General features: G+C 67.1%; 18 protein-coding genes. 11 read left to right on the top strand and 7 right to left on the bottom strand.

The genetic code is table 11. The features are described from left to right. Positions 1-10: 10 nt before the first annotated feature. Together B133_RS0113230 and B133_RS0113235 are read right to left on the bottom strand one after the other, a co-directional pair. Entirely contained in the window at positions 11-1423 is a 1413-nt protein-coding gene (locus B133_RS0113230; protein ID WP_018601738.1) for an NAD(P)H-hydrate dehydratase, read from the bottom strand. A gap of 102 nt (positions 1424-1525) precedes the next feature. Continuing rightward, on the bottom strand, positions 1526-2920 hold the full coding sequence (locus tag B133_RS0113235) for an L-serine ammonia-lyase (protein WP_026256385.1): 1395 nt from the start codon (positions 2918-2920) through the stop codon (positions 1526-1528). Positions 2921-3068: 148 nt separating this feature from the next. Between B133_RS0113235 and B133_RS0113240 the strand changes: the two genes are divergently transcribed. From B133_RS0113240 to B133_RS0113270, 7 genes are all read left to right on the top strand, one after another. Then, positions 3069-3743, top strand: a complete 675-nt coding sequence (locus tag B133_RS0113240) for an FCD domain-containing protein (RefSeq protein WP_018601740.1) — start codon at positions 3069-3071, stop codon at positions 3741-3743. 270 nt (positions 3744-4013) lie between these two features. Beyond that, positions 4014-5327, top strand: coding sequence for a serine hydroxymethyltransferase (gene glyA / locus B133_RS0113245; protein WP_018601741.1), 1314 nt, complete (start codon positions 4014-4016; stop codon positions 5325-5327). Further along, the gene (locus tag B133_RS0113250; protein WP_018601742.1) at positions 5324-6568 is read left to right on the top strand and encodes a sarcosine oxidase subunit beta family protein; all 1245 of its coding nucleotides are present in this window, start codon (positions 5324-5326) and stop codon (positions 6566-6568) included. Before glyA ends, B133_RS0113250 begins: the two co-directional genes overlap by 4 nt. Before the next feature lie 15 nt (positions 6569-6583). After that, the gene (locus tag B133_RS0113255; protein WP_018601743.1) at positions 6584-6895 is read left to right on the top strand and encodes a sarcosine oxidase subunit delta; all 312 of its coding nucleotides are present in this window, start codon (positions 6584-6586) and stop codon (positions 6893-6895) included. Further along, complete coding sequence (locus B133_RS0113260) at positions 6895-9804, top strand: 2Fe-2S iron-sulfur cluster-binding protein (RefSeq protein WP_018601744.1); 2910 nt, start codon at positions 6895-6897, stop codon at positions 9802-9804. The genes B133_RS0113255 and B133_RS0113260 overlap by 1 nt, the downstream gene beginning before the upstream one ends. After that, positions 9797-10390 (top strand): sarcosine oxidase subunit gamma, encoded by a 594-nt coding sequence (locus B133_RS0113265; RefSeq protein WP_018601745.1) that lies wholly within the window; start codon positions 9797-9799, stop codon positions 10388-10390. Before B133_RS0113260 ends, B133_RS0113265 begins: the two co-directional genes overlap by 8 nt. Before the next feature lie 158 nt (positions 10391-10548). Beyond that, positions 10549-10794, top strand: a complete 246-nt coding sequence (locus B133_RS0113270) for a hypothetical protein (protein ID WP_157625867.1) — start codon at positions 10549-10551, stop codon at positions 10792-10794. Positions 10795-10821: 27 nt separating this feature from the next. Here B133_RS0113270 and glmS read toward each other — a convergent pair whose 3' ends face one another. Beyond that, complete coding sequence (gene glmS, locus B133_RS0113275) at positions 10822-12687, bottom strand: glutamine--fructose-6-phosphate transaminase (isomerizing) (protein ID WP_018601747.1); 1866 nt, start codon at positions 12685-12687, stop codon at positions 10822-10824. A 118-nt stretch (positions 12688-12805) separates the two neighbouring features. Between glmS and B133_RS0113280 the strand changes: the two genes are divergently transcribed. The 3 genes from B133_RS0113280 (at position 12806) to B133_RS0113290 (ending at position 17709) form a co-directional block, all read left to right on the top strand. Then, on the top strand, positions 12806-13657 hold the full coding sequence (locus B133_RS0113280; protein ID WP_026256387.1) for a dienelactone hydrolase family protein: 852 nt from the start codon (positions 12806-12808) through the stop codon (positions 13655-13657). A 182-nt stretch (positions 13658-13839) separates the two neighbouring features. After that, positions 13840-16443, top strand: a complete 2604-nt coding sequence (locus tag B133_RS0113285) for a LuxR C-terminal-related transcriptional regulator (RefSeq protein ID WP_018601749.1) — start codon at positions 13840-13842, stop codon at positions 16441-16443. 252 nt (positions 16444-16695) lie between these two features. Beyond that, positions 16696-17709 carry an acyltransferase domain-containing protein gene (locus B133_RS0113290; RefSeq protein WP_081618226.1) on the top strand — a complete coding sequence of 338 codons (1014 nt, stop codon included), beginning with the start codon at positions 16696-16698 and terminating at the stop codon, positions 17707-17709. On the opposite strand, the gene B133_RS0113295 is transcribed toward B133_RS0113290, so the two are convergent. Next, positions 17706-20873: an adenylate/guanylate cyclase domain-containing protein gene (locus B133_RS0113295; protein ID WP_026256389.1), complete on the bottom strand. Its 3168-nt coding sequence runs from the start codon at positions 20871-20873 to the stop codon at positions 17706-17708. The two genes, B133_RS0113290 and B133_RS0113295, sit on opposite strands and share 4 nt — an antisense overlap. A gap of 344 nt (positions 20874-21217) precedes the next feature. Between B133_RS0113295 and B133_RS0113300 the strand changes: the two genes are divergently transcribed. Then, positions 21218-22570, top strand: a complete 1353-nt coding sequence (locus B133_RS0113300; protein WP_232423298.1) for a ClC family H(+)/Cl(-) exchange transporter — start codon at positions 21218-21220, stop codon at positions 22568-22570. A 13-nt stretch (positions 22571-22583) separates the two neighbouring features. On the opposite strand, the gene B133_RS0113305 is transcribed toward B133_RS0113300, so the two are convergent. Genes B133_RS0113305 through glmM form a run of 3 tightly spaced genes read right to left on the bottom strand, consistent with a single transcriptional unit; the run spans position 22584 to position 25694 of the window. After that, a complete protein-coding gene (locus B133_RS0113305; RefSeq protein WP_026256390.1) occupies positions 22584-24020 on the bottom strand; it encodes a hypothetical protein in 1437 nt (478 codons plus the stop codon). 2 nt (positions 24021-24022) lie between these two features. Then, entirely contained in the window at positions 24023-24319 is a 297-nt protein-coding gene (locus tag B133_RS0113310; RefSeq protein ID WP_018601754.1) for a type VII secretion target, read from the bottom strand. Between the two features lie 37 nt (positions 24320-24356). Then, on the bottom strand, positions 24357-25694 hold the full coding sequence (gene glmM, locus B133_RS0113315) for a phosphoglucosamine mutase (protein WP_018601755.1): 1338 nt from the start codon (positions 25692-25694) through the stop codon (positions 24357-24359). Between the last annotated feature and the right edge of the window lie 264 nt (positions 25695-25958).

The raw sequence follows: 25958 nt of genomic DNA on the forward strand, positions 1-25958 counted from the left end.
ATCCTTCCGGTTACAGCGACGCGATCGCGGTGCGGATGTGAGCAAGAATGCGGGAAGCCGAAGTCGGAGCCGGGTGCGGCCCCGGGTCGGCCGCGGAGAGGTTGGCCGCGCGCGTGTGTACGAATGCCCCGGCCGCCGCGGCCTGCGCGGGCTGCAGCCCGGCGGCCAGTAGCGCCCCGATGATGCCCGACAGTACGTCACCCGAGCCCGCGGTGGCGGCCCACGACTGCCCGGCCCGGTTGAGGTAGGTCGTCCCGTCGACGCCGGCGATGACGGTGACGTTTCCTTTGAGCAGAACGGTGGCGCCGAGCCGGTCGGCGAGGCAGCGGGCGGCGGCGACCCGGTCGACCCCCACGGGTTCACCGGCCAGCCGCTGGTACTCACCCGCGTGCGGGGTCAGCACAGTCGGAGCACGCCGTCCGGCGAGCAGGCCGGGATCCTTGGAAAGCAGGGTCAGCCCATCTGCGTCGACAAGTACCGGCAGATCGGTGTCGAGCGCGAACCGCAGGGCCGCCTTCGCATGGTCATCGGTGCCCATGCCGGGGCCGGCCACCCATGCCTGTACCCGGCCCGCCGCCCCGGGTCCTGCTGCCGCGATCACCTCGGGCCAGTGAGAAAGCACCTGCTGCGCAGCACTTCCCGCATAGCGAACCATCCCGGAGGTGGCGGCCACAGCGGCCCCGACGCTCAACACCGCGGCCCCGGGATAGGTCGCCGAGCCGGACAGCAGCCCTGTCACGCCCTGGGTGTATTTGTCGTCGTTGGGTCCGGGCACCGGCCACAGCGCTTCGACATCGTCGGCGTCGAGTCCGAGCAGATCGGTAGCGGGTAGGTCCAGGCCGATGTCGACGAGTTCGACGCGTCCGCAATCAGCCAGCGCATGAACGGGTTTCAGACCGCCGAAGGTGACCGTGAGCACAGCCCGCACATGCGGACCGTCGGTCGCCCCGGTCTGAACATCGATACCGCTGGGAATGTCGACGGCCACCACTGGCGCAGAACTGGCCGCGAACACCTCGGCGGCGGCCGGCCGCAACGCGCCCCGGCCCGAGATTCCCACCACGCCATCGATCACCAAATCCGTTGCGGCGGCGATCGTTTGCACGATCCGGCCACCGGATGCACGAAACGCTGCCAGCGCTACGGGGTGGGTGTGGTCCGGGTTGAGCAGCACAGCATCAGCAGCTGCACCGCGACGACGCAGGAACGTCGCAGCCCACAGCGCGTCCCCGCCGTTGTCACCAGAGCCCACGACAGCGCACACCCGCCGGCCGGAAATCCCTCCGGTACGGTTCACCAGCTCACGACCGATCGCCGTCGCCAATCCGTAGGCGGCGCGGCGCATCAGCGCGCCGTCAGGCAACGATGCCAGTAGCGGCGCCTCGGCGGCTCGGATCGCATCGGCCGTGAAGTAGTGCCGCATCAGCCCCCGTTCCGCTCGACGAATCGCGACGTGCCCGCGCGCCGACAGGTTACGCGGGATTAGCGGGTGGCGTCATGGGTTCAGTGCCGGCACGCCTTCCCCTCAGCACTCGACCACGTTCAGCGGCAGCTCGACGACGTTGAGAGCCAAGCCGCCACGGGCGGTCTCCTTGTACTTGACGCTCATGTCGGCGCCGGTTTCACGCATGGTCTTGATCGCCTTGTCCAATGAGACGTGGTGGGTGCCGTCGCCGTGCAAGGCCATCCGAGCAGCGCTGATCGCCTTGATCGAGCCGACGGCGTTGCGCTCGATGCACGGGATCTGCACCAGCCCCCCGACGGGGTCGCACGTCAGGCCGAGGTTGTGCTCGATGCCGATCTCGGCAGCGTTCTCCACCTGTTCGGGGGTGGCGCCGAGCACTTCGGCCAGGCCTGCCGCCGCCATGGAGCACGCGGAGCCCACCTCACCCTGACAACCCACCTCAGCACCCGAAATGGAGGCATTCTCCTTGAACAGCAACCCGATTGCTCCCGCGGTCAGCAGGAACCGCACCACGCCGTCCTCGCTGAAGCTACTGATGAACTGGCGGTAGTAGTGCAGCACAGCGGGGATGATGCCGGCGGCGCCGTTGGTCGGCGCGGTGACGACACGACCGCCCGCGGCGTTCTCCTCATTGACCGCGAGCGCATACATGGTCACCCATTCCATCGCCCGCAGCGCGTCCTGCTCGTCGCCGCCGCTCTCCAGACGTTCGCGCAGCTCGGCGGCGCGGCGCCGGACCTTGAGCCCTCCGGGCAGTACACCGCTGACGTGCGTTCCCCGCTCGACGCATTGCTGCATGACCTCCCAGATGTGCAGCAGGCCCGCCCTGATCTCGGCTTCGCTGCGCCACACCTTCTCGTTGGCCATCATGAGATCGCTGATACTCATTCCGGTCTCGGCGGTCAGCCTGAGCATCTCGGCTCCGCTGCTGAACGGGTAAGGCACCGGGGTCGGATCGACAACGAGGACCCGGGTACCCGTTTCGTCCTCGTCGAGGACGAAACCACCTCCGACGGAGTAGTACTCGCGGCGCTCCAGTTGCTCCCCGGCCGCGTCGAATGCGTAAAAGACCATGCCGTTGCTGTGGAAGTCCAGGCGCTTGCGGCGGTGCAGCACGATGTCCTCGTCGACGTCGAACCGGATCGGGTGAGTACCCGCCAGCCGCAGCTGCCCTTCGGACCGGATGGCATCCACCCTCGGGTCGGCCGCGACCGGGTCGACCAACTGGGGCTGTTCCCCCTCCAGGCCCAGGACCACCGCCTTGACGCTGCCGTGGCCGTGTCCGGTGGCTCCGAGCGAGCCGAACAGTTCACAGCGCACGGCGGCGGTGTTCTCGATCAGGCCCTCCGCGGCCAGCCGGGATACAAACAGATAGGCGGCCTTCATAGGCCCGACCGTGTGGGAGCTCGATGGGCCGATGCCCACCTTGAACAGCTCGAAAACGCTAACAGTCACGCCGTTGACCTTTATGTTCGGTGACAATCCGAGGAGGCTCACCCCGACGCCCGCGATTGAATACACGATTAATATATCAACTGAGTTTCAATCTGCATAGAAGCTGTTGGCGGCAATAACTGTTGGATACCACTGCTAAGATCTGGCCGTGGCGATCGCTCCACTGAGCTCGATGGACCAGGCCGGCCCTCCAGCCTCCTTGGCGGACCGGGCGTACCTGGCGCTGCGTGATCAGCTGACCACGCTGCAGATCCGGCCGGGCGAGCCCATCGATGATGTTCGGGTGTCCAACGAATTGGACGTCGGCCGCACACCGGTGCGCGAGGCGCTCAAACGCCTCGAAGACGATCGTCTGGTCATCTCCTATCCACGCCGCGGGACCTTCGCCACGGGTGTGGAGATCACGGACCTGGCCTATATCAACGAGATTCGGCTACAGCTCGAGCCCCTGGCCGCCCGTCGCGCGGCTGAACGCGCCAACGCGAGCCAGCGCGCCGAGCTGCAACAGCTGCTCGACGCCTACAAGACCATCGACGACCTGCCTGGCGACCCCATGGAATTGATGCGACTGGACATCGCCATCCACCGCAGCATCTACCGAGCCGCGGGCAACCCGCACCTGGAAGACGTACTGATCCGCTACCACAACCTCGTGACCCGAATCTTCTGCCTGTTCCTCGAGCGGCTCACCGATGTCGCAGAGCACATCAACGAGCATTCGGCCATCCTGTCGGCCATCATCAACGGCGATGCCGACACCGCGGCCGAGTTGACACTGCAGCACGTGACCGGCTTCGAGGTCGGGGTTCGGGCCGTCATCTGACGCGCACCGCCGGGAAACAATCCCCTCGCAGTGGGCGAGGCCGCCGGCAACTCGACACCCCCGCTGCGCCCTATGCCGAGAGTGTCGGCTTCCGCGACGACACGCCGGGCACCATCACAACAAGCTGCACGCCCGCCACAGTGGCCGGCTCGCAATATCACCGGCAAACGCACGTCGATCAAAACCCGACAGAACCCTTGACCGGCTTCTCTTGCGGCCATACAGTGATCGCCAACTGATATATCAATCGTCTGGATCAGAGGAGTCTGTATGGGTGTTCAAACAGAGGCCGCACACGGCACCGTCTTGGGCCAATCGCTCGCCGCTGCCGATCCGGAAGTCTATGCCGCCGTCGTCGACGAGCAGCGCCGCCAAGAAAACACCCTGGAGATGATCGCCAGCGAGAACTTCGCGCCGCTGTCGGTGATGGAGGCGCAGGGCAGCGTGCTGACCAACAAGTACGCCGAGGGCTACCCCGGCCGGCGCTACTACGGCGGCTGCGAGCATGTCGACGTGGTCGAGCAGCTCGCCATCGACCGGATCAAGGCGCTGTTCGGCGCCGAGTACGCCAACGTCCAGCCCCACTCGGGCGCGCAGGCCAACGCGGCCGCCATGGCCGCCCTGCTCCAGCCCGGCGACACCATCCTCGGCCTGGCCCTGGCCCACGGCGGTCACCTGACCCACGGCATGCACCTGAACTTCTCCGGCAAGCTGTACAACGTCGCCGCCTACCACGTCCGCGAGGACGACCACCGCGTCGACATGGCTCAGGTGGAGGAGCTCGCGCGCGAGCACCGTCCCCAGGTGATCATCGCCGGATGGTCGGCCTACCCACGGCAGCTGGACTTCGCGGAGTTCCGCCGGATCGCCGACGAGGTAGGCGCGTACCTCATGGTGGACATGGCGCACTTCGCCGGTCTCGTCGCCGCCGGGCTTCACCCGTCACCGGTGCCGCACGCTCACGTGGTCACCTCGACGACCCACAAGACTCTCGGCGGCCCGCGTGGTGGCATCATCCTCACCAACGATGCGGCGCTGGCGAAGAAGTTCAATTCGTCGGTGTTCCCGGGTCAGCAGGGCGGCCCGCTGGAGCACGTCATCGCCGCCAAGGCCGTGTCGTTCAAACTGGCCGGCGAGCCCGAGTTCCGCGAGCGCCAGCAGCGCACCCTCGACGGCGCGAAGATCCTGGCAGACCGCCTCCTGCAAGAGGATTCGCGCAAGGCGGGCATCAACGTGGTCTCCGGCGGCACCGACGTGCACCTGGTTCTGGTCGACCTGCGGGAATCCGAACTCGACGGCAAGCAGGCCGAGGACCGGCTGCACCGGGTCGGAATCACGGTGAACCGCAACGCGGTCCCGTTCGACCCGCGACCACCGATGGTCAGCTCAGGTGTGCGGATCGGCACCCCCGCCCTGGCTACGCGGGGATTCGACCTCGATGCGTTCCGCGAGGTTGCCGACGTCGTCAGCCTCGCCCTGCGGCCGGACACCGACGACGCCGGCCTGGCCGCTCTGCGCGACCGGGTCGATGTTCTGGCCGCCCGCTTCCCGCTGTACCCCTCCCTGACGAAGGCCGCACTGTGACAACAGCTTCCACGCCGACCCCGCCCGGCGCCCACCTGCCGGAGCACCCAGATTTCCTGTGGCGCACCCCCGATCCCAAGAAGTCCTACGACGTCGTGATCGTCGGTGGCGGTGGACACGGCCTCGCCACCGCCCACTACCTGGCGAAGAACCACGGCATCACCAATGTCGCAGTGCTGGAGCGTGGTTGGCTGGCCGGCGGCAACATGGCCCGCAACACCACGCTGATCCGGTCGAACTACCTGTGGGACGAGAGCGCCCGCATCTACGAGCACGCCCTGAAGCTCTGGGAAGGTCTCGAAGAGGACCTGGATTACCCCATCCTGTTCAGCCAGCGCGGCGTGCTCAACCTCGCACACAGCCTGCAGGACGTGCGCGACAGCGTACGGCGGGTGGAGGCCAACAAACTCAACGGGATTGACGCCGAGTGGGTCGATGCTAAACAGGTCAAAGAGCTGTGCCCCATCGTCAACATATCCGACGACATCCGGTACCCGGTGCTCGGTGCGACCTATCAACCGCGCGCCGGTATCGCCAAACATGATTATGTCGCATGGGGATTCGCGCGGCGGGCCGATGAGGCCGGCATCGACATCGTCCAGAACTGCGAAGTCACCGGGTTCGCCACCGAAGGCGACCGGGTCACCGGGGTGCGCACCACCCGCGGTGACATCGCGGCCGGCCAGGTGCTGCTGTGTGCGGCCGGGCACACCTCGACCCTGACCGACATGCTCGGCATCCGCACGCCGCTGCAGAGCCATCCACTGCAGGCGCTCGTCTCCGAACTCCTCGAGCCGGTTCATCCCACGATCGTGATGTCGAACGCCGTGCACGTCTACGTCTCTCAGGCGCACAAGGGCGAGCTGGTCATGGGCGCGGGTGTCGACTCCTACAACGGGTACGGCCAGCGCGGCGCGTTCCACATCATCGAACGCCAGATGGCCGCCGCGGTGGAGTTGTTCCCCGTGTTCGCCAGGGCGCACCTGCTGCGCACCTGGGCAGGCATCGTCGACGTCTGCCCGGACGCGTCGCCCATCGTGGGCCGCGCCGGCTACGAGAACCTCTACCTCAACGCCGGTTGGGGCACAGGAGGTTTCAAGGTGACCCCCGGCATCGGATGGTGTCTCGCGGACACGATCGCCAACGGCCGCGAGCACGAGTACGTCGCACCGTTTCGCCTCGACCGATTCATCACCGGCGCGCTGGTCGATGAGCACGGCGCCGCCGGCGTCGCCCACTAGATCTCAGGAGTCACCATGCAACTCATCGAATGCCCGTGGTGCGGGCCACGCGAGGAGACCGAGTTCCATTACGGCGGTCAGGCACACGTCGCCTACCCCGACGATCCACAGGCCCTCACCGACGAGGAGTGGGGCCACTACGTGTTCTTCCGCAACAATCCCAAGGGATTGTTCGCCGAGCGCTGGACCCACAGCGCCGGCTGCCGGCGCTGGTTCAATGCGCTGCGCGACACCGCCACCTACCGATTCCACCGCGTCTACCGCACCGACGAGCAGAAGCCGACGGTGGGTAGGAGCGCAGCGACCGGGGAATCGAGGGAGAGCTGATGAACGCACCATTGCGCACAACCGACGGTGGCCGTATCGACCGGAATACCTTGCACACCTTCACTTTCAACGATCGTGAACTGACCGGGTACGCCGGCGACACGCTCGCCTCCGCTTTGCTCGCCAACGGTGTGCACCAGGTGACCACCAGCATCAAACTGGGCCGGCCCCGTGGCTTCACCTCGGCGTGGGCTGAGGACACCGGCGGTCTCGTCCAGATCGAATACCCGTTCCCCGAGCCGATGCTCCTCGCGACGACCGTCGAACTGTTCGACGGGCTCGTGGCGCGTGGCATCCCGGGCCAGGGACGTCTGGCCGAGACCGCCGACCCCGCGAAGTACGACGCCACTCACGTCCACACCGACGTGCTGGTCGCCGGCGCCGGGCCCGCCGGTCTGGCCGCCGCACTGACCGCGGCCCGCGCGGGCGCCCGGGTGGTGCTGCTCGACGAGCAGAGCGAAGCCGGAGGGGCCCTGCTGGGCAGCACCGACACCATCGACGGCAAGCCCGCCTTGGAGTGGGTCGCCGACGTCACCGCCGAGCTGGCCACCTATCCCGAGGTGCTGCATCTGCAGCGCACCACCGCGTTCGGTCACTACGACGACGGCTTCGTGCTCGCGGTGCAGCGGCGCACCGACCACCTCGGTGCCGCGGCATCCGCGCAGGTCAGCCGCCAACGGGTCTGGCGCATCCGCGCCCGGCAGGTCATCGTGGCCGCCGGTGCACATGAGCGTCCCGTGGTCTTCACCGACAACGACCGGCCCGGCATCATGCTGGCGAGCGGTGCCCGGACCTTCCTGAACCGCTACGGCGTCAAGGTCGGCGAGCAGGCGGTGGTGTTCACCACCAACGACAGCGCTTACCTCGCGGCCTTCGAGCTGCACGCCGCCGGTGTGACGGTCGACGCGATCGTCGACGCCCGCCCTGACGTCGCCGCGCGCCTGTACGAGGAATGCGCCGACCGCGGCATCGAACTGCGGACCGACTCGGTGGTGCGCGGAATCCGCGGCCAGGACCGCGTCAGCCACGCGCTCGTCGCCCGCTCCGGCAGCGCCCATGCCGTCCCGGTGGCCTGCGACGTACTGCTGGTCAGCGGCGGCTGGAACCCGGCGGTGCACCTCTTCAGCCAGGCCCGCGGCATCCTGCGTTACGACGAGGCCCTTGGCGCGTTCGTGCCCGGTGAACCGATGTCCGGTGTCCACGTCGTCGGTGCTGCCAACGGTGTGTTCGATCTGCCCGGCTGCCTGCGCAGCGGACGCAAGGCCGCGACGGCCGCGCTCGGCTCGCTCGGATTCACCGCCGAGGCCGAACCGTTTGCGGGCGAAGCTGATTCAATCCTGGACAGCGACGCCGGCATGGTGCTGTGGCGGGTCGCCGACCCGGCGGGCGCGGCCAGCCAGTTCGTCGACGTCCAGCGCGATGCCACCGTGGCCGATGTGGAGCGCGCGGTCGGCGCGGGCATGCAGTCGATGGAGCACATCAAGCGCTACACCACCATCGGTACCGCGCACGACCAGGGCAAGACGTCCGGTGTCGTGGCCTCGGGCATCACCTCCGAGCTGCTCGGTGTCCCTGTCGCTGACCTCGGTGTCACCACTTTCCGCGCGCCCTACACTCCGGTGGCGTTCGCAGCCCTCGCGGGCCGCAGCCGGGGTCACATGTTCGACCCGGAACGCGTTACCGCCGTGCATGATTGGCACGTGGCCCGCGGAGCGGTGTTCGAAGACGTGGGCCAGTGGAAGCGGCCGCGCTACTACCCGGTGGACGGTGAAAGCATGGAGACCGCGGTGCTGCGCGAGTGCGCGGCCACCCGCGGCGGCGTGGGCATCCTGGACGGCTCCACCCTCGGCAAGATCGACGTGCAGGGCCGCGACGCCGGCGCATTCCTCGACCTGCTCTACACCAACATGATGAGCACGCTCAAGGTCGGCATGCTTCGGTACGGCGTGATGTGCGGTATCGACGGCATGGTGATTGACGACGGCACCGTGATGCGGTTGGCGGACGACCGATTCCAGGTGTTCACCACCACCGGCGGTGCCGCCCACATCCTGGAGTGGATGGAGGAATGGCTGCAGACCGAGTGGCCACATCTGCGGGTGCGGATGACCTCGGTCACCGAGCAGTGGCACACCTTCCCCGTCGTCGGCCCGAAGTCTCGCGACGTGATCGGCGCCGTCTTCGGCGATCTCGACGTCAGCAACGAGGCGTTCCCGTTCATGGCCTGGCGCGACACCACCGTCGCCTGCGGACGCGAGGAGCACAAACAAGACGGCGGACGCGAGGAGCACAAACAAGACGGCGTGCCCGTCCGGATCGGGCGGGTCAGCTTCTCCGGTGAGCTGGCCTACGAGGTCAACGTCAGCGGCTGGTACGCGACCGCGATGTGGGAACGCCTCATCGCTGCCGGCGAGCCGTACGGGATCACACCGTACGGAACCGAGACCATGCACGTGCTGCGCGCCGAGAAGGGCTACCCGATCATCGGGCAGGACACCGACGGCACCGTGACCCCACAGGATCTCGGCATGAACTGGGTCGTGTCGAAAAAGAAGCCGGACTTCATCGGCAAGCGGTCATTCACCCGCGCCGAGAACCTCAACCCGCTGCGCAAACAGTTCGTCGGGCTACTGCCCGTCGACGCGCAGACCGTGCTTCCCGAAGGCGCCCAGATCATCGAGACCTGCACCGGAGGCGTGCTTCCCCCGCCGCCGGTGCCGATGCTTGGCCATGTCACGTCCAGCTATCGCAGCGCGGAGTTGGGCCGACCGTTCGCCCTGGCCCTGGTCAAGGGTGGGCACGCCCGCATCGGAGAAACCCTGCACGTTCCCGTGGACGGCAGGCTGGTGTCCGTTGAGGTCACCAGCAGCGTCCTGGTCGATCCCGAAGGAGCACGCCGCGATGGCTGACACTCTGTACCGCCAAAGCCCTCTGCAGGACTGGCATTCTCGGTTCGCCGAGCTGCCGTCCTCGGCGCAACTCGCGGAGGAGCCTTTCGTCACCATGGTCGATCTGTGGGTCGATCCCAACGGCGCAGGCGCCCCCGCCGCGGCGGGGGTCCTCGGTGTCGACGCGTTGCCCACCACCCCGTCGACCGCGGTGGACGGCTCGGACACCACGGTGATCTGGTTCGGGCCCGACGAGTGGCTCATCACCTCCACCGAACGGCCCGGTGAAGAGCTGGAAGCCCAGCTGCGGGCTGTGGTCGCCGAATTCGACGGCGCGGCCGTCGACGTCTCCGCACAGCGCACGACGCTACGGTTGCGTGGCGCCCATGCCCGTGACGTGCTGGCCAAGGGCTGCTCACTGGATCTGCATCCGTCGGTCTTCGCGCCGGGCACCGCCGCGCAGACCATGCTCGGGCTTGCCGCCGTCGTCCTAATCCCCTTGGCCGACAACGGAACCGACTACCGCATCCTGGTGCGGTCGTCGTTCGCCCGCTACCTCGCCGAGTGGCTGATCGAAGCCGCCGGGGAGTACGCCCTCACGTGGTAGCCGGTACCCATCGGCTGTAACCGCTCCGGCTAACAGCCCTGACCCTTGACCGGCCCCACAGCCTGCCGTACCGTTTAAAGAGAACTGATATATCAGACGGCGATCAATAGTTTTTGGTCTTGGGGTCGCAGTCAACTCAGCAGACGGGAGACCGGGAGATGCATCTCGATTGGTATGACCGATGCATCGTCAGCTTCGTGTTGGACTCCGATCTGCTGTCACAGCCCAACAGGGAGAACACCCGGGCGCAGTTCGGAATGGATGCCAGCAGGATCATGAAGCGGTTCGACGCCGTCCTCGACGTGTCCGTGTCGCAACATCTCCCGCTCGACGCCGCGGACATGGATCTGGTGAACCGGGCGATGCAGTACCGGGCGATTGCCCGCCCGACTGCTAGGCACTGACGCCGAACGTGAACAAGATGGCGAAAGCTATTCGACGGTGACGGACTTGGCCAGGTTGCGTGGTTTGTCGACGTCGTATCCACGGGCCCGGGCCACCCCGGCGGCGAACACCTGCAACGGAATCGTCGACAGCAGCGGCTGGAAAAGCGTTGACACCACGGGTATCTCGATCAAGTGGTCGGCGTACGGCCGCACCGTGTCGTCGCCCTCCTCGGCGATGACGATGGTGATCGCGCCACGCGCCTGGATCTCCCGGATGTTGCTGAGCAGCTTGGCGTGCAGTATCTGAGCGTTCTTGGGCGAGGGCATCACCACGATCACCGGCAGGCCTTCATCGACCAGCGCGATCGGACCGTGCTTGAGTTCACCGGCGGCAAAGCCCTCGGCGTGCATGTAAGCCAGCTCCTTGAGCTTGAGCGCACCCTCCAGTGCCACGGGATAGCCCACGTGACGTCCGAGGAACAGCACCGCCGACGACGGCGCGAACTGCTGCGCCAATTGGCTCACCGGCTCGATACCCGCAAGCACACGGGTCACCAGCTCCGGCATGGCCTCCAGCTCGTGGTACTCGCGCTGCACCTCGTCGGGGTACTTGGTGCCGCGCGCCTGCGCAAGCGCCAGGCCGACAAGGTAGTTGGCGGCGATCTGGGCCAGGAACGTCTTGGTGGCCGCCACCCCGATCTCCGGCCCGGCACGGGTGTAGAGCACAGCGTCAGCCTCGCGGGGAATCTGGCTGCCGTTGGTGTTGCAGATCGCCAGCACTTTGGCCTTCTGCGCCTTGGCATGCCGTACCGCCTCGAGCGTGTCAGCGGTCTCGCCGGACTGCGAGATGGCAATCACCAGCGTGCTGCGGTCCAGCACGGGGTCGCGGTAGCGAAACTCGCTGGCAAGCTCGACCTCGACGGGCAGTCGGGTCCAGTGCTCGATGGCGTACTTGGCCAGCAGACCTGAGTGGTAGGCGGTTCCACAGGCGACGATGAACACCTTGTCGACCTCGCGGAGTTCCTGATCGCTCAACCGCTGCTCGTCGAGCACGATGCGGCCATCGACAAAGTGCCCCAGCAGGGTCGCGGCCACGGCCGTCGGCTGCTCGGCGATCTCCTTGAGCATGAAGTAGTCGTAGCCAGACTTCTCGGCGGCGTCGAGGTCCCAGTCGATGTAAAACTCGCGGTAGTCGACGTCGGTGTTGCCGAAGAAGTCGGTGACCCGGTAGCCGTCGGCGGTGATCACGACGGCCTGGTCCTGGCCCAGTTCGACAGCGTTGCGTGTGTGCTCGATGAATGCCGCGACGTCGGAGCCCACGAACATCTCGCCGTCGCCGACGCCGACCACCAGCGGGGTCGACCGGCGGGCCGCCACGATGGTGCCGGGATCTTCGGCGTTGGCGAACACCAGCGTGAAGTGGCCTTCCAGCCGCTGCAGCACGGCCAGTACCGAAGCCGGGAAGTCACCTGCGGTGTCGCCGTGGGCGTACTGCCGGGCCACCAGATGCACGACCACCTCGGTGTCGGTGTCGCTGGCGAACTCGACCCCGGCGGCTTCCAGCTCGGCGCGCAGGCCGGCGAAGTTCTCGATGATGCCGTTGTGGACTACGGCGATCTTGCCCGCGGCGTCGCGGTGCGGGTGCGCATTGCGGTCGGTGGGCCTGCCGTGGGTTGCCCAGCGGGTGTGGCCAAGACCTGTGCTGCCGGTCAGCATGGCGGGGTCGGTCTCGGCGAGCGCGGCCTCCAGGTTGACCAGACGACCGGCACGGCGACGTACCGTCAGCCCACCCCGGCCGTCAACCAGCGCGATGCCCGCGGAGTCGTAACCCCGGTATTCCATCCGGCGCAGCGCCTCGACCACGATGCCGCAAGCCGGGCGCGTCCCGACGTAGCCGACGATTCCACACATAGACTCCCAGGGTAGTGCAATCGGCGCCGGGGTCCGATTCTGTGCTGATAGCTGTTGACGCAAATCACCTGCCAGTACATTCGGTGACCGATTCCGCACCGTGGGCTACGGTCAACCCGTGGCCAGCACCAAGAAGCTCTTCAGCGCGTTGACCCGCCGCGGCCCGCACCGCGTACTGCGCGGTGACCTGGCGTTCGCCGGCGTTCCGGGTGTCGTCTACACGCCCGAGGCCGGCCTGAACCTGCCTGGTGTGGCGTTCGGTCACGACTGGCTGGCAAAAGGCGAGAACTACACGCGGACCCTGGAACACCTGGCGTCCTGGGGCATCGTCGCGGCCGCACCCAGCACTGAAACCGGCGTAGCGCCCTCGGTGCTGAACTTCGCCTTCGATCTGGGCGCAACGTTGGACATCGTCAGCGGTGTCCGGCTGGGCCCCGGCAAGATCAGCGTGCATCCGGCGAAGCGGGGCCTGGTCGGCCATGGTTTCGGCGGGTCTGCGGCAGTGTTCGCGGCGGCCGGGATGGCGTCCGGATCGCAGGCGCCGAAGGCGGTGGCCGCGCTTTTCCCGACGGTCACCAAGCCGCCCGCCGAGCAGCCGGCGGCAGCGCTGAAGCTACCCGGGCTGATCCTCGCCGCCACCGGCGACTCGCTGAACCTGCGCTCCAACGCCACCGAACTGGCCGCCGCATGGCACAGGGCGACGCTGCGCACTGTGGACAAGGCCGAGCCCGCCGGGCTGGTGGAGGGCCGCAAGCTCGGCCGATTCATCGGGCTGCCCGGACCGGACCGCAGCACGCAGAAAACGGTCCGGGCATTGCTCACCGGGTACCTGCTGGCCGCTCTGACCGGCGATAAGACCTACCGCTATTTCGCCGACCCGGAGGCGGCGCTGCCCCGCAGCGGGTTCGCCGATCCCGAAGCCCCGCCGGTCCAGCTCGAGGACAAGGTCGCCGCGCTGCTCAAGGGCTGACCACCGCACCGCGAATTCGACGGAAAGGTCGCTGCATGCAGCTTCGAACGACCTTTACGTCGAGCTGGGGCGGCGCCGGCTCTCATCTGTCCGGGATGACGCATTGCGCCAGAGCCGCCCCCGAAAATTCGCGGCGATCTTAAGCTCCTTTTGTGCGATTGACGTGGCCGTTAACCGGTCGCATGAAGGAGATGGGCTTCATCGAAGCCGCGCTGTCGACGTCTGATTCGTCCGGTGTCCTCATGTGCGGCACTGCCGGTGTGGGCAAGAGCCGGATCGCGCGGGAAGCGCTGGCGGTCGCCGAGTCACAGGGCTACGAATGCCGGTGGGTGGTGGGCACTTCCTCTGCTCAGTCCGTCCCTCTGGGCGTGTTCACCGCCTGGGCCACGTCGGGCGCCACCGACACAATTCAGCTGCTCCGCGCGGTGATCGAGGCGCTGACGGCTACACCTGATGGAGCCCCGGTGGTGCTAGGCGTCGACGACGTGCACCTGCTCGATGAGCTGTCGATGTTCGTGGTGCATCAGCTCGTACAGCGTGGCGCGGCGAAGGTCATCCTGACGGTTCGCGACGAGCCGAGCTCCGACGCCATCGGGGAGATATTGAAGGTCGGCCAGTTCACCAGGCTCGACCTTCGGCCGCTGACCGCGGACGAGACCTCAACGCTCCTCTCGGCGACCCTCGGCGGATCGATCGACCCGCACACCGCCGCACGCCTGTGGGCATTGACCCAAGGGAATGCGCTGTACCTGCGCAACATCGTGGAGCAGGAAATCCTCGACGGCCGATTGGTGCAACAGCACGGGCTTTGGCAGTGGACTGGCGATCCGGTGATGCCACCCAGCCTCGTCGAGCTGATCGAATCCCGCATCGGCGCCCTGCCGGGGCCGGTTGGTGACGTGGTCGACTCGCTGGCGGTCGGGGAGCCCATCGAACTCGGGGCCCTGAGACGCATCGCTGATGCAGCCGCTGTCGAGGAGGCTGACACCCGCGGCCTGATCACGCTGGAGACCGTTGCCGGTGCGGTCGAGGTGCGGGTCGCCCATCCGCTCTACGGCGAGGTCCGGCGCAGGCGTGCACCGGCTACCCGGCTGCGGCGCCTGCGCGGATTGGTCGCCACCGAACTGGCAGCAGTCGATGACCGCGACGACATTCGAGTCGTGGTGCGGCGTGCCACATTGAGCCTGGATTCCGACCTCCCGCCCGACGGCGATCTGCTCGTCCGGGCAGCCCGCGGCGCCGTCTGGCTGGCAGACCTGCCTCTCGCGGACCGCCTCGCCGACGCTGCAGCCCGAGCCGGAGCCGGACCCGAGCCGGGTTTCATTCGCGCGCACGCACTGTCATGGCTCGGCCGTGGGGAGCAAGCCGACGCTGTCCTCACCGATATCGACACCGGCTCGCTGACCGAGACTGAACACGCGCGACTGGTCTTCCTGCGGGCCAGCAACATGCTGTGGGTACTCGGCTCCCCTGCAGCCGCCAAGCGCCTCGTCGACGACGCATCCCGCACCGGCTCACCGCAGGCCCGCATCTATACCGATGCCTTTCTGGCGGTGCATTCGTTTGCGATGGATGACCCGATTGAGGCGGCACACCACACGGAACGCCTTGCCCTCGAACACCTTCCAGCCATCGTCGGTGCCGAGATCGCTTGGGTGCGCGCCACGGTATGTGCCGACGCGGGACAGACCGCCACCGCCATCGCCGCCGCAGAGGCCGGTTACACCGTCGCGACCCGGTCTTTCGACGCACCGCAGATGACATTCAACATCGCCGACGCACACGTCAGCGCACTGCTGCTGTCCGGCCGCATCGGCGACGCGCTGCGAGTGGCCGAGCGCGTGCGCGAGCAGGCCGCCAATCTCCCGGGCACCGCCCAACTGCTCGGAGCCGCCGTGGCAGGCCGGGCGACCCTCGGAGCGGGCCAGTTGAAGACCGCAGGTGCGCTACTCGAGCAGGCGACGGTGGGCCTGTCCAATGCTGGGTACGCCACCGGCTGGGGATATCGGTACAAGGTCGCGCACGCGACAGCCCTCGCCATTCACGGCGCAACAGCAGAGGCGGCGTCGGCTCTGTCCACACTGGAGAAGCTGCCGCGCACGTTCCGGATGTTGGAGTGCGAACGCAACATCGCCCAGGCGTGGGTGGCCGCCGGCCAAGGTGCCGTCAGCGAGGCGATCGCCCTGTTGCTGTCGGCATCCGAAACCGCCTGCAGAAAAGGGCAATTCGCCGCCGAGGTGGCTTGCTTGCAGACCGCAACCCAGTTCGGTCACCGTTCCGGCGCAGCGCGGTTGCGAGAGCTCGAATCGATCGTCGAGGGACCACGCGCCGGCCTTGCGACCCGCTTCGCCGAGGCCCTGGACAGGGCCGATGCAGCCGAGTTAGCCATCCTGTCAGTGGAATTCGAGCACATGGGCGACCTTGTCGCCGCGGTGGATTGTGCCGCCCACGCAGCCAGCACGTACCGCGGCCAGGGGCTGCGAGGCTCGGCGCTGACCTGCTCGTCACGCGCGACAGCCCTCGCCGAGCGGTGCGGCGGCGTCAGCTCCCCCGCGCTCAGCGCCGCCGCCGGAACTTTGCCGTTGACCAATCGAGAACGAGAGATCGTCATGCTGGTCGCCGCGGGGTTGTCCAATCAAGCCGTCGCAGAACGACTGACGCTGTCAGTTCGTACCGTCGAGAGCCACCTGTACCGGGCCATGCTCAAGACGGAAACCACCAGCCGCGACGAACTCGGCGGCCTGCTACCCCCACGACAACCGCCCGATGATGACAGCCGTCCTTGACCGCACCCCCGGGGTACCGCAAACGCGCGGAATCGCTTGGGTTTGAAGGGCATCTGGCTCGTACCGAGTTGATGATCTGGGCTAGCCGCCCCGACGAACCTACGCACCGGACCACTAAGTAGTAGCCGCTTGAGACGAATCGAGAGTGCAGTAGTTCACCACTGCACCCGGGATGTCACGCGGGCGTGACGATTCCCTCGCAGAGGTTGATCCTGGCTTCGTCTGTTCGCAGGACACCTGGAAGGGGCGACGATGCGCATCCCACGCACTTGGTTCGAGTCAGTCGGAAAGGCCGCCGCCGCAAGGGGAACGGTCTTCGTCTTTCCCGGCCAGGGATCGCAATGGACGGGCATGACGGTCGAACTGTTGGACTCCGCGCCGATGTTCGCCGACCACATGCGACGCTGCGACGCCGCATTCGCCGAGTTCGTCGACTGGTCGCTGCTCGAGATCGTGCGCGGCGACGTGGCCTCTCCCGGGCTCGACCGGGTCGACGTGGTACAGCCCGTGCTGTTCGCGGTGATGGTCTCGCTGGCCGCGCAATGGCAATCGCTGGGAATCCAGCCGGACGCCGTGCTGGGCCATTCACAGGGCGAGATCGCCGCCGCCTACGTCGCGGGGGCGCTCTCGTTGCGAGACGCGACGAAAGTCGTCACGTTGCGCAGCAAGGCGATCCGCGCGATTGCGGGGACCGGAGGCATGGTCTCGATCCCGCAGTCCGTCGAACGGGTTCACGTCCTCATCCGCCCATGGCGTCAATCGATCTCCATCGCCGCGCAGAATGGTCCGTCCTGCACGGTCGTCACCGGGAATGCAGACGCATTGGCCGAGCTGATGGCCAGATGTGAACGAGATGGGCTGTCGGTCATGCGGATTCCGGTCAACTACGCGTCGCATTCGGCCGCGGTCGAGGAGTTGCGCGAGACCTTGCGGGACTCCCTCTCAGGGCTACGGCCGCACGGCGGCGATATCACGTTCATCTCCGCAGTCACCGGCGCCGGACTGGACCCGTCGATCCTCGACGGCGATTATTGGTTCGCCAATCTGCGGCAACCGGTGTTGTTCGAGCAAGCTATCCGATGGTCGTATGAACACGGATACCGTACGTTCATCGAATCCAGTCCGGATCCAGTGCTGACAGTCGGCATCGAGGAATCGCTGGAGGAATACGGCGACGACCACAGCGTGGTCGCGACGCTGTTCGACGGCACCCAACCGCGGCGCATCGACTTGCCCACGTGGGCCTTCGATCGCAGACGCTACTAGACGCACATCGCCTTGGCCCAGTCGATATGTCCTTCGAAGCCAAGGGATTCCGCCATCGCACGATAGCGATCCACCAGAGCCCGGAAGGCGACGTCGTCACCCCGGGCCCGAGCGAGCAGCGCGCGCAGCTGCAGCAGCGTGATGTCGCGGATCGCCGAATCTTGATCGGCCCGCCAGTTGCGCAAGCGGTCGATCATTGCCTCGGCTTCGGCCAGATCGTCTTCGGAGCCACGTTGAAGCAGCGTCTCCACCAACGCCTGGGTGCCGAAAACGCCAAACCCGAACCGCTCAGCCCGATACAGATGGTCCGCGGCTTGGCGCATCACCGGAATGGTCGCCTCGCGGTCGCCGCGCCTGGCCTTCTCCCGACCGACCAACAATGTGGTGGACGGAACGAGGGAGGGCATCCGCTCTCGTTGCCAATCGAGCCCCTGCATGGTCAGTGCCAGCCCGCGGTCTCGGTCGGCCTCCGAATCCCGATGCAGCAGCGCACCACCCAACGAGAACTCGGCGAAGAGCAGTCCGATATCGCTGCCGGCCCTTTGAGCGGTTTGCAGGGCGTCGGTGAACGTCCGCAGTAAGAAGTCGTCGGCCCGAAGCACGCCGGCGACCATACCGGTGCCGTAAGCCCAGGTGACGACCACACCGAAGGTTTCCGCATCGCTGTCTCGGGCCATCGCGACGGCCGCGTCGAGGTCCTGCCGCCATCCGGCCCGGCCCAACCACCACCCGGCCACACCGCGAAATGCCAGCGCAACCGCTAGCGGTGCGCCGAAACCGAAGCCGGCGCCCATGGCGGGGTCACCTCCGGCCAGGTCGATAGCGGTCTGTGACCACCGCAGGATCTCGTCGAACTCGCCGACACTGAACCAGTTGGCAAACGGGAGGAAAGCCAACCCGATGGTCAACGCGGGATTGCCGATCGACTCGAGGAGCGCCATCTGCTCGGATGCCAGCCGCGAGCCCTCGGGCCGCTCCGCGTAGAGGAGCTCCGTCACCAACCCGGTCATGCCGATGGCCACCGAAACCTTATCCCCTGCCGCGTCGCATAATTCGCGCAACTCGTCGAAACGACCCCTGGTTTCCTGGGATGTTCGCGCCTGCCAGTCGGTGGCGCACAGCATGGTGCGCGGTGCGATCCGCATCGCCAATGTGCCGGTGCCGTTGGCTAACCTGTCGGCGACGCGGCGGGCCCGCTCCCAGCTGACCCGCGCCGCGCCGATATCACGGTTGGTCGACCAGGCGCCGGCGCGCATATGCCAGGCGTAGGCGGCGGGCAGGTCACCCGCGGCCTCGAGATGCTCAGCGATCAACGCGGCGTTCTGGTCCGCCGACTCGGGGGCACGCGCTTCGATGGCCACCGCCAGGCGCCGATGCCAACCGGCGCGATCGGATTTCAGCTGCGATTCGTAGGCCACGGCGCGGATCAATGGATGGCGGAAGGCGTACTCGGCGCCGGGGTGCACGCGTACCTGATCGATCAGCTCCGCGTTCAGCAGCTCACCAATGACAACTTCGATGTCCAGCGCAGCCAGCAAGTCGGCCTCGAAGCGGACCCCGATCACCGACGCCGCGTAGATCGTGCGCTTGGCCGCTGAGGTCAGCCGGTCGATGCGGGCCTCGATGGCCGCCTGCACTGTGGCCGGCACGCTCACCTCGGCGACATCCACTTGACACACGTATCCGCCGTGCTCGCCAGTCAGCACGCCGCGCTGCACCAACTCCCGCAGCATCTCCTCGGCGAAAAACGGGTTCCCGGCGGCGCGCTCGGCGATGATCAACGCCAGCTCTCCGACCGAGGGATCCGCACCCAGCAACTCGCCTATCAGCACCGCGGTATCCGAATCATCCAGAGGAGCAAGCGTTATCGCCTGCACGCTCGGCATCTCCGAGAGCGCGCCCTCATACTCCGGACGGAAGGTGACCAGCACCAGCGAGGAGGTCTGGGGCATGACGCTGAGCAGATCGGCCAGCATCGAATCGCTCACGGTGTCGATCCAGTGGGCATCCTCGATGATGTAGAGCGCCGGCTCGGTGCGCGCCTGTGTCGCCATTTTGAGCAGCGCGGTCAACCGGCGCCTCCTCGCATCCGAGTCGATCAGAGGCAGCGGCACCGTAGCGTCGGCGATGCCGAGGAGGTCATCGAGCAGGAGGAGATCCTGAGGGTCGGCCTGCGGGACTTGTTCGCGCACCCGGGCGCGGGCGGCGTCCTCGTCGAGGCTGACCACGCCTGTGGCCTCGCGCAGTAGTCGCGTCACGGCATGGAACGGAACGTCACGAGCGTGGGATTCACAAAAGGTCCAAAACACCTGTACCCCACGGCCCGACGCTAGTGCGGCAGCCTCCCGGGCGACCCGACTCTTGCCGATACCCGGCGGACCGACCAAGTTCACCACACCCCCGCGGCCTGCCGTCGCGCGATCCATGACCGCGTCAACCGCCGCCATTTCCCACCGCCGGCCGACCAGCCGCGCCTCTCGGCGCGGCACCGCGCCGTGGCCCGAACCCATCCCAAGCAACCGGCGCGCGGGGACGGGTGCGTCACCACCTTTGATGCGCACCAGTTCCGGCTCACTTAGCAGCGCGACACGTTCGACCAACCGCGCAGTCGATTCCGACAACATCACCCCACCCGCCGGCGCCACCGACTCCATCCGCTGCGCAAACCCGACGGGCTCACCGGTCGCGGTGTACCCCCACATCCCCGATCCGAGCGCCCCGACGATCACCCGACCCGAATTCACGCCGACGCGCAACCGCAGTCCCACCCCATCACGTCGGGCCACCTGGTCCGCCAGTCGGTTTGCCTCATCTTGAATTGCCAACGCCGCCAAGCATGCCCTCAGAGCATGATCTTCCAACGCCACCGGGGCGCCGAACACCGCCATCACCCCGTCGCCGGTGAACTCCACCGTCCCGGCGCCGTACCGGCGCACGACGGCCGCCGAGCGCTCCACCACCTCGGTCATGATTTCGCGCAGCCGCTCGAGATCCAGCGTGGCGGCGATGTCCATCGACTGGACCACGTCGGCGAACAACACGGTCACCTGCTTGTATTCCGGGGTATCGGCCGAAATCCCGGTGCGGGTACCGCACTCGTCACAGAACTTGGCGTTCGCCCGCAATCCAGTACCGCATGACCCGCACGACACGTCCGCCGTCATCTCTGCACCATCCGAACTAGGGTCCGTCCACCCTCGATTGCCCAAGGGTAAGGCGCTGGCCAACGAAAGAACCACAGTATTGACACTGACGTCAGGGATGCGGGCTGAGTAGTACGCGGGTCAATTCGTCGTGGTGACGGGACAGGCTGACGGAATCGTCGCCCGCGCGCAGCGGGTCGATCTCGCTAGCGCACTACTGCAATGTGACCCGATATGACGTGGCAGTACTTGGCGGCCGTACCGGCATGTCGCGGCGGCACCATCCAACCGCACACGTGGACCTGTCCCACCTTTTAGACTCGCCCCCGGTGGTCAGCAACGCGATAAAGACACAGGCGGGCATTTTGGCACGTCGGACACGCAGCTGGCTCCGCAGTACCTTGACCGGCTGGCAGAAACCGACACTGCACCCGGTCGACGCCAGCGGCGAAAGCGCAGAGAGTTTGGTGGGCTTCGTCCTGACGGCGGCGGTGGTCGGCGCGCTGACCGGCCTGACCGCAGCCAGCTTCCGACTGCTTCTGGTCCAGGCGGGCCAGTGGCGTGAATCGCTGTCCAGTTGGGCCCAGGGCAGCTGGTGGGGCCTGATCGTCGTGGTGTTCATCTGCGCCGTGTGCACGATGGTCGCGGCGGCGTTGGTGGCACGCATCGAGCCGAATGCCGAAGGCAGCGGCATCCCGCGCGTCGAAGCGGTCGTCGAAGGCCGTGCCGAGCCCGGCAAATTCCGGATTCTGCCGATCAAGTACGTCGGTGGTCTGCTGTCGCTGGGCGCCGGCCTGGCGCTCGGCCGTGAAGGGCCATCGGTGCAGATGGGTGGTTCGGTGGCAGTGATCATCGCTTCGCTGACCCGTCGATCTCAGACTGACCTGAGGATTCTGGCCGCCGGCGGCGCAGCCGCCGGCCTGGCGACCGCCTTCAACGCGCCTATCGCCGGTGGGGTATTCGTCTTGGAAGAGCTCGTCAAACGCTTTGACCCCCGGACTACCCTCGCCACCCTCGTGGCCTCGGCGTCTGGGTTCGTGGTGGCTTACCCGCTCATCCATTCCGGCACTGATTTCTATATGCCGCAGCTATCCGAACCCCGTCTGGCCGACGCCGGTTGGGTGGTGGCCGTCGGTATCGTCACCGGCGTTCTGGGCGTGCTTTACAACAAGGCCATCATGTTCGGGTTGCACAGGGCCGATACCAGCCGATGGCCGGTCGAAGTGCGCGCGGCCGCCATCGGCGGGGGTGTGGGAATTCTCGTCTGGTGCGCGCCGGACCTTGCCGGCGGCGGCGACAACCTGACTCAGCAAGCACTCCTGGGCCACGGCACGATTTGGGCTGTCATCGGGGTGCTGGTGTTACGTTTCGTCCTTGGTGCCGCGTCCTACGCAGCGGGAACCCCGGGCGGTCTGTTCGCTCCGATGCTCGTGCTCGGTGCCGACACCGGGCTCATCGTCGCACTGGTGGCCGCCCACTTCGTCCCGGACGCCGCCCCCAGTCCGGCGGGACTCGCCCTGATCGGGATGGCATCGTTCTTCACCGCCAGCGTGCACGCACCAGTTACCGGTCTGATCCTCGCCACAGAGCTCACCGGCACCACCAACCAACTGCCACCGATGCTCGGCGCATGCGCGACTGCGCTACTGGTCGCCATGGTCCTGCGGTCACGACCCATCTACGGCCTGCTCGCCGACCGCGCTGCCACCCGTACCTGATCCGATCACCCCACTAACCACCCACCTGCGGTAACTCGTCGGCGGCGATCTCGCAGGGCGTCTTGGCGGGCGCCGCCATCGACTCGGCCGGGGCGGCTGGAGGCACGACCATGGGCGGTGCTGGCTGCGGTGCACCAGGCGGTTCGGCGGTTTCGACCGACGTTTCGGCTGGTTCGGGCGCCGGTACCTCGACCGTATCCTCCGGCGGCGCCTCGTCACCGGAAGCGTCATCTGCATCCGAATCTTCCTCGGGTGCAACATCTTCAGCCTTCTGGTCAGCGCCGGCGCCATTCGATTCTTCCTCATCAGGCTTGTCGGATGTGTCCTCATCACCGACCAGATCAGACACCTCCGGCTCATCGAGTTCCTCGGGCAGCGCCGTGTTCGCGGCCAAACCCGATGCTCCGTCGGCTGTCGAGCCGAGCAAGCCGCCAAAAAGGTCGGCGAGTTGCTGGCCGATGCCGGACAACCCGGCCCCGGGCAGTCCACCGCCGAGCGGCGCACCCCACGCCGCCGCGGGATCAGACGCAGCCGGACCGGTAACCAATGCGGGCGGTTCGACGGTCGGCGGTGCGGGAGGTGTTGCAGCAGAAGCGATCTGAGGGTCCATCGGCGGCATGCTCATCGGGCTCGCCTGGGCCACCCACGGCATCGGATCGGTCCGGTCGGACGGTACGAAACCGGCGGGGACCGTGCTGCCGGTGCGCACCGGTGAATCAATCGGAACCGTCGGACCCGTGCGCGGCATCCACGACGGCCCAAGATCGCCGGGGATCTCGAAGACCGGTATAGGACCATCGGTGAGCTCCGTGATCGCAGCGGCGTAGGCATACGACACCGAAGTACTCGCCGACCGCATCGCGGACACCCAATCAACGCCGATGTCGTTGTCCACGAACGGCTTCACCTGCGTATCGATCAGTTCGCTGGCGGCGTCGTGGCGACCCAGACCGGTCCGGACGACGCGCGCCGCGGCCAGCCACGCGCCGCGTTGCTCCGCACATCGCGCCTCGATCCGCTCGGTGATCGTGACCTTGCCGTCGATGGCCCGCCACAGCTGATCGCGCAATTCGGCCAAGGTACCGACGGCTCTACGTACGGCGACCACGGCTTCCTGGGCCGCGCCACCATGCCGGAGCAGGAACTCGCGCGCTGCCTGCGCCCCCGCGCCCTGCCACGCCTGCGCGAGTGCGGTCAGTTGATCGTCCTGTAGCTGCAGCGCCCGCTCAGCCGCCCCCGCGATACCTGCGAGGGCCGCGCCATCGGCGTCCAGCGCTTGCAGATCCAAGCCGTCTTCTGCGGCATACCAGTCATGCATCTGGCCGAGGTGTGCGGTGAGGTCCGGGTGCCGATAACCCAGCAGTCCGCAGGCCAGGACCAATTCGGCAAAAGTATCGACCGCACGCTGCCCGTCTGCCAAACGTGCCGCGACGTCGCCGGTTTGGGTCATTTTCACCCCACCCTCGCGGCGGCGTCGGCATCGGCGGCGACGTAGCGGTCGGTGGTACTCCGCAGGATTGCGGCCACCTCGCCAGCCGCTCGGGCCCATTGCCGCAACGAGGCGGCACGTTCGTCGAGCGCAGTCCTTAGCGCGTCACCCGAAAAGGTGTGCGCTCGCCCGGCGATCGCACCGTCGAACCGAAACCTCGTCCGGACACCGGCAGTGATGATCCCGGCAGCGACGTCGTACTGGCGTGCCGCCCGCAGCAGCCCCCCGACATCGACGTGGGCGGCGTCAACTTCTCCCATGCCCGGTTTAGACGCAGCGGGTCGTGGTGGGGTTCCCTCAGTTCTGGGCGCTGACCGACTCGGCGACGCGGACTGCGACCCGGCGGGCGGTGTCCTCGTCGGCGGCTTCGACCATCACCCGGACCACCTGCTCAGTTCCGGACGGTCGCAACAGGATCCGGCCGGTCTCTCCGAGCTGAGCTTCGGCCTGGGCCACCGCCGACTGCACCGAGGGCGCCAGCGCCACGGTCGCCTTGTCGGTGACCTCGACGTTGATCAGCACCTGCGGCAGCGTTCGCATCGGTTCTGCCAGCGCGGCCAGAGTGGACCCGGTCTGCGCTATTCGCGACATCAGCCGCAGACCGGTGACGATGCCGTCGCCCGTGGTACCGAAACTGGGAATCACGATGTGGCCCGATTGCTCACCGCCCAGCGAAAATTCGCCGGCCCGGAGTTCTTCGAGAACGTAACGGTCACCGACGCTGGTGGTGCGGATCTCGATGCCGGCTGCGCGCATGGCCAGGTGCAGGCCCAGATTGCTCATCACCGTGGCGACCAGGGTGTTGGCTGTCAGTTCGCCGGCCTCCTGCATGGCCAGCGCCAGCACCACCATGATGGCATCACCGTCGACCACGCGGCCCGCCGCGTCCACCGCCAGGCATCGGTCGGCGTCGCCGTCGTGCGCGAGGCCCAAGTCGGCGCCATGCTCCCGGACGGCGGCCTGCAACACGTCGAGATGGGTGGAGCCGCAGCCGTCGTTGATGTTCAGGCCGTTGGGCTCGGCGTTGATGGCGATGACATCGGCACCCGCAGCCCGGTAGGCCAGCGGCGCCGCTACCGATGCCGCGCCCTGCGCGCAGTCCACCACTACAGTCAGCCCGTCGAGCCGGGTGGTGACGGCCTTGCCGGTATGCCGCAGATAGCGATCAAGGGCATCCTCGGCGTCCTGCACCCGGCCTATCCCAGCACCGGTCGGCCGCATCCCGGGGCCAGAGCTGACCAGATCCTCGATGCGGTCCTCGGCGGCGTCGTCGAGCTTGTGCCCACCCGGACCGAAGATCTTGATGCCGTTGTCGGGCATCGGGTTGTGCGACGCCGAGATCATCACGCCGAAGTCGGCGTCATAAGCACCGGTCAGGTACGCCACGGCGGGGGTCGGCAACACCCCGACCCGCAACGCGTCGACGCCTTCGCTGGTCAGCCCCGCTATCACCGCGGCTTCCAGCATCTCACCGCTGGCCCGCGGATCACGGCCGACGACCGCGACGCGGCGGCGCGCCCCACCTGCAGAACCCAACCTACGAGCTGCCGAAGAGCCCAGCGCCAGCGCCAGCTCGGCCGTTAGATCGCGATTGGCGACTCCGCGCACCCCATCGGTGCCGAACAGTCGACCCATACCCATAAATTTCTCATAAGAAGGGCATAAAGAGCCAACTGAGGTCACCCGCAGTCGTGCCGCCGCCGTACCGGTATGCCATCGAGACCCTGCAGATGTGCCGCCCGCACGCACTCGGATGCGGGCGGCACAACACTGCGCCAACTATCCCGTCGGCGAGGTGTGCGCCGGTTCAGGGGTTTTCTACTTTCCGAGCGAATGTCAAACCAAGGCATCAGAAAATAACCACCATTAGCTGAGCTATCGAATTAACTCAATTCGCGC

It is taken from the genome of Mycobacterium sp. 155, from assembly GCF_000373905.1.
In the GTDB taxonomy this organism is placed as follows: domain Bacteria; phylum Actinomycetota; class Actinomycetes; order Mycobacteriales; family Mycobacteriaceae; genus Mycobacterium.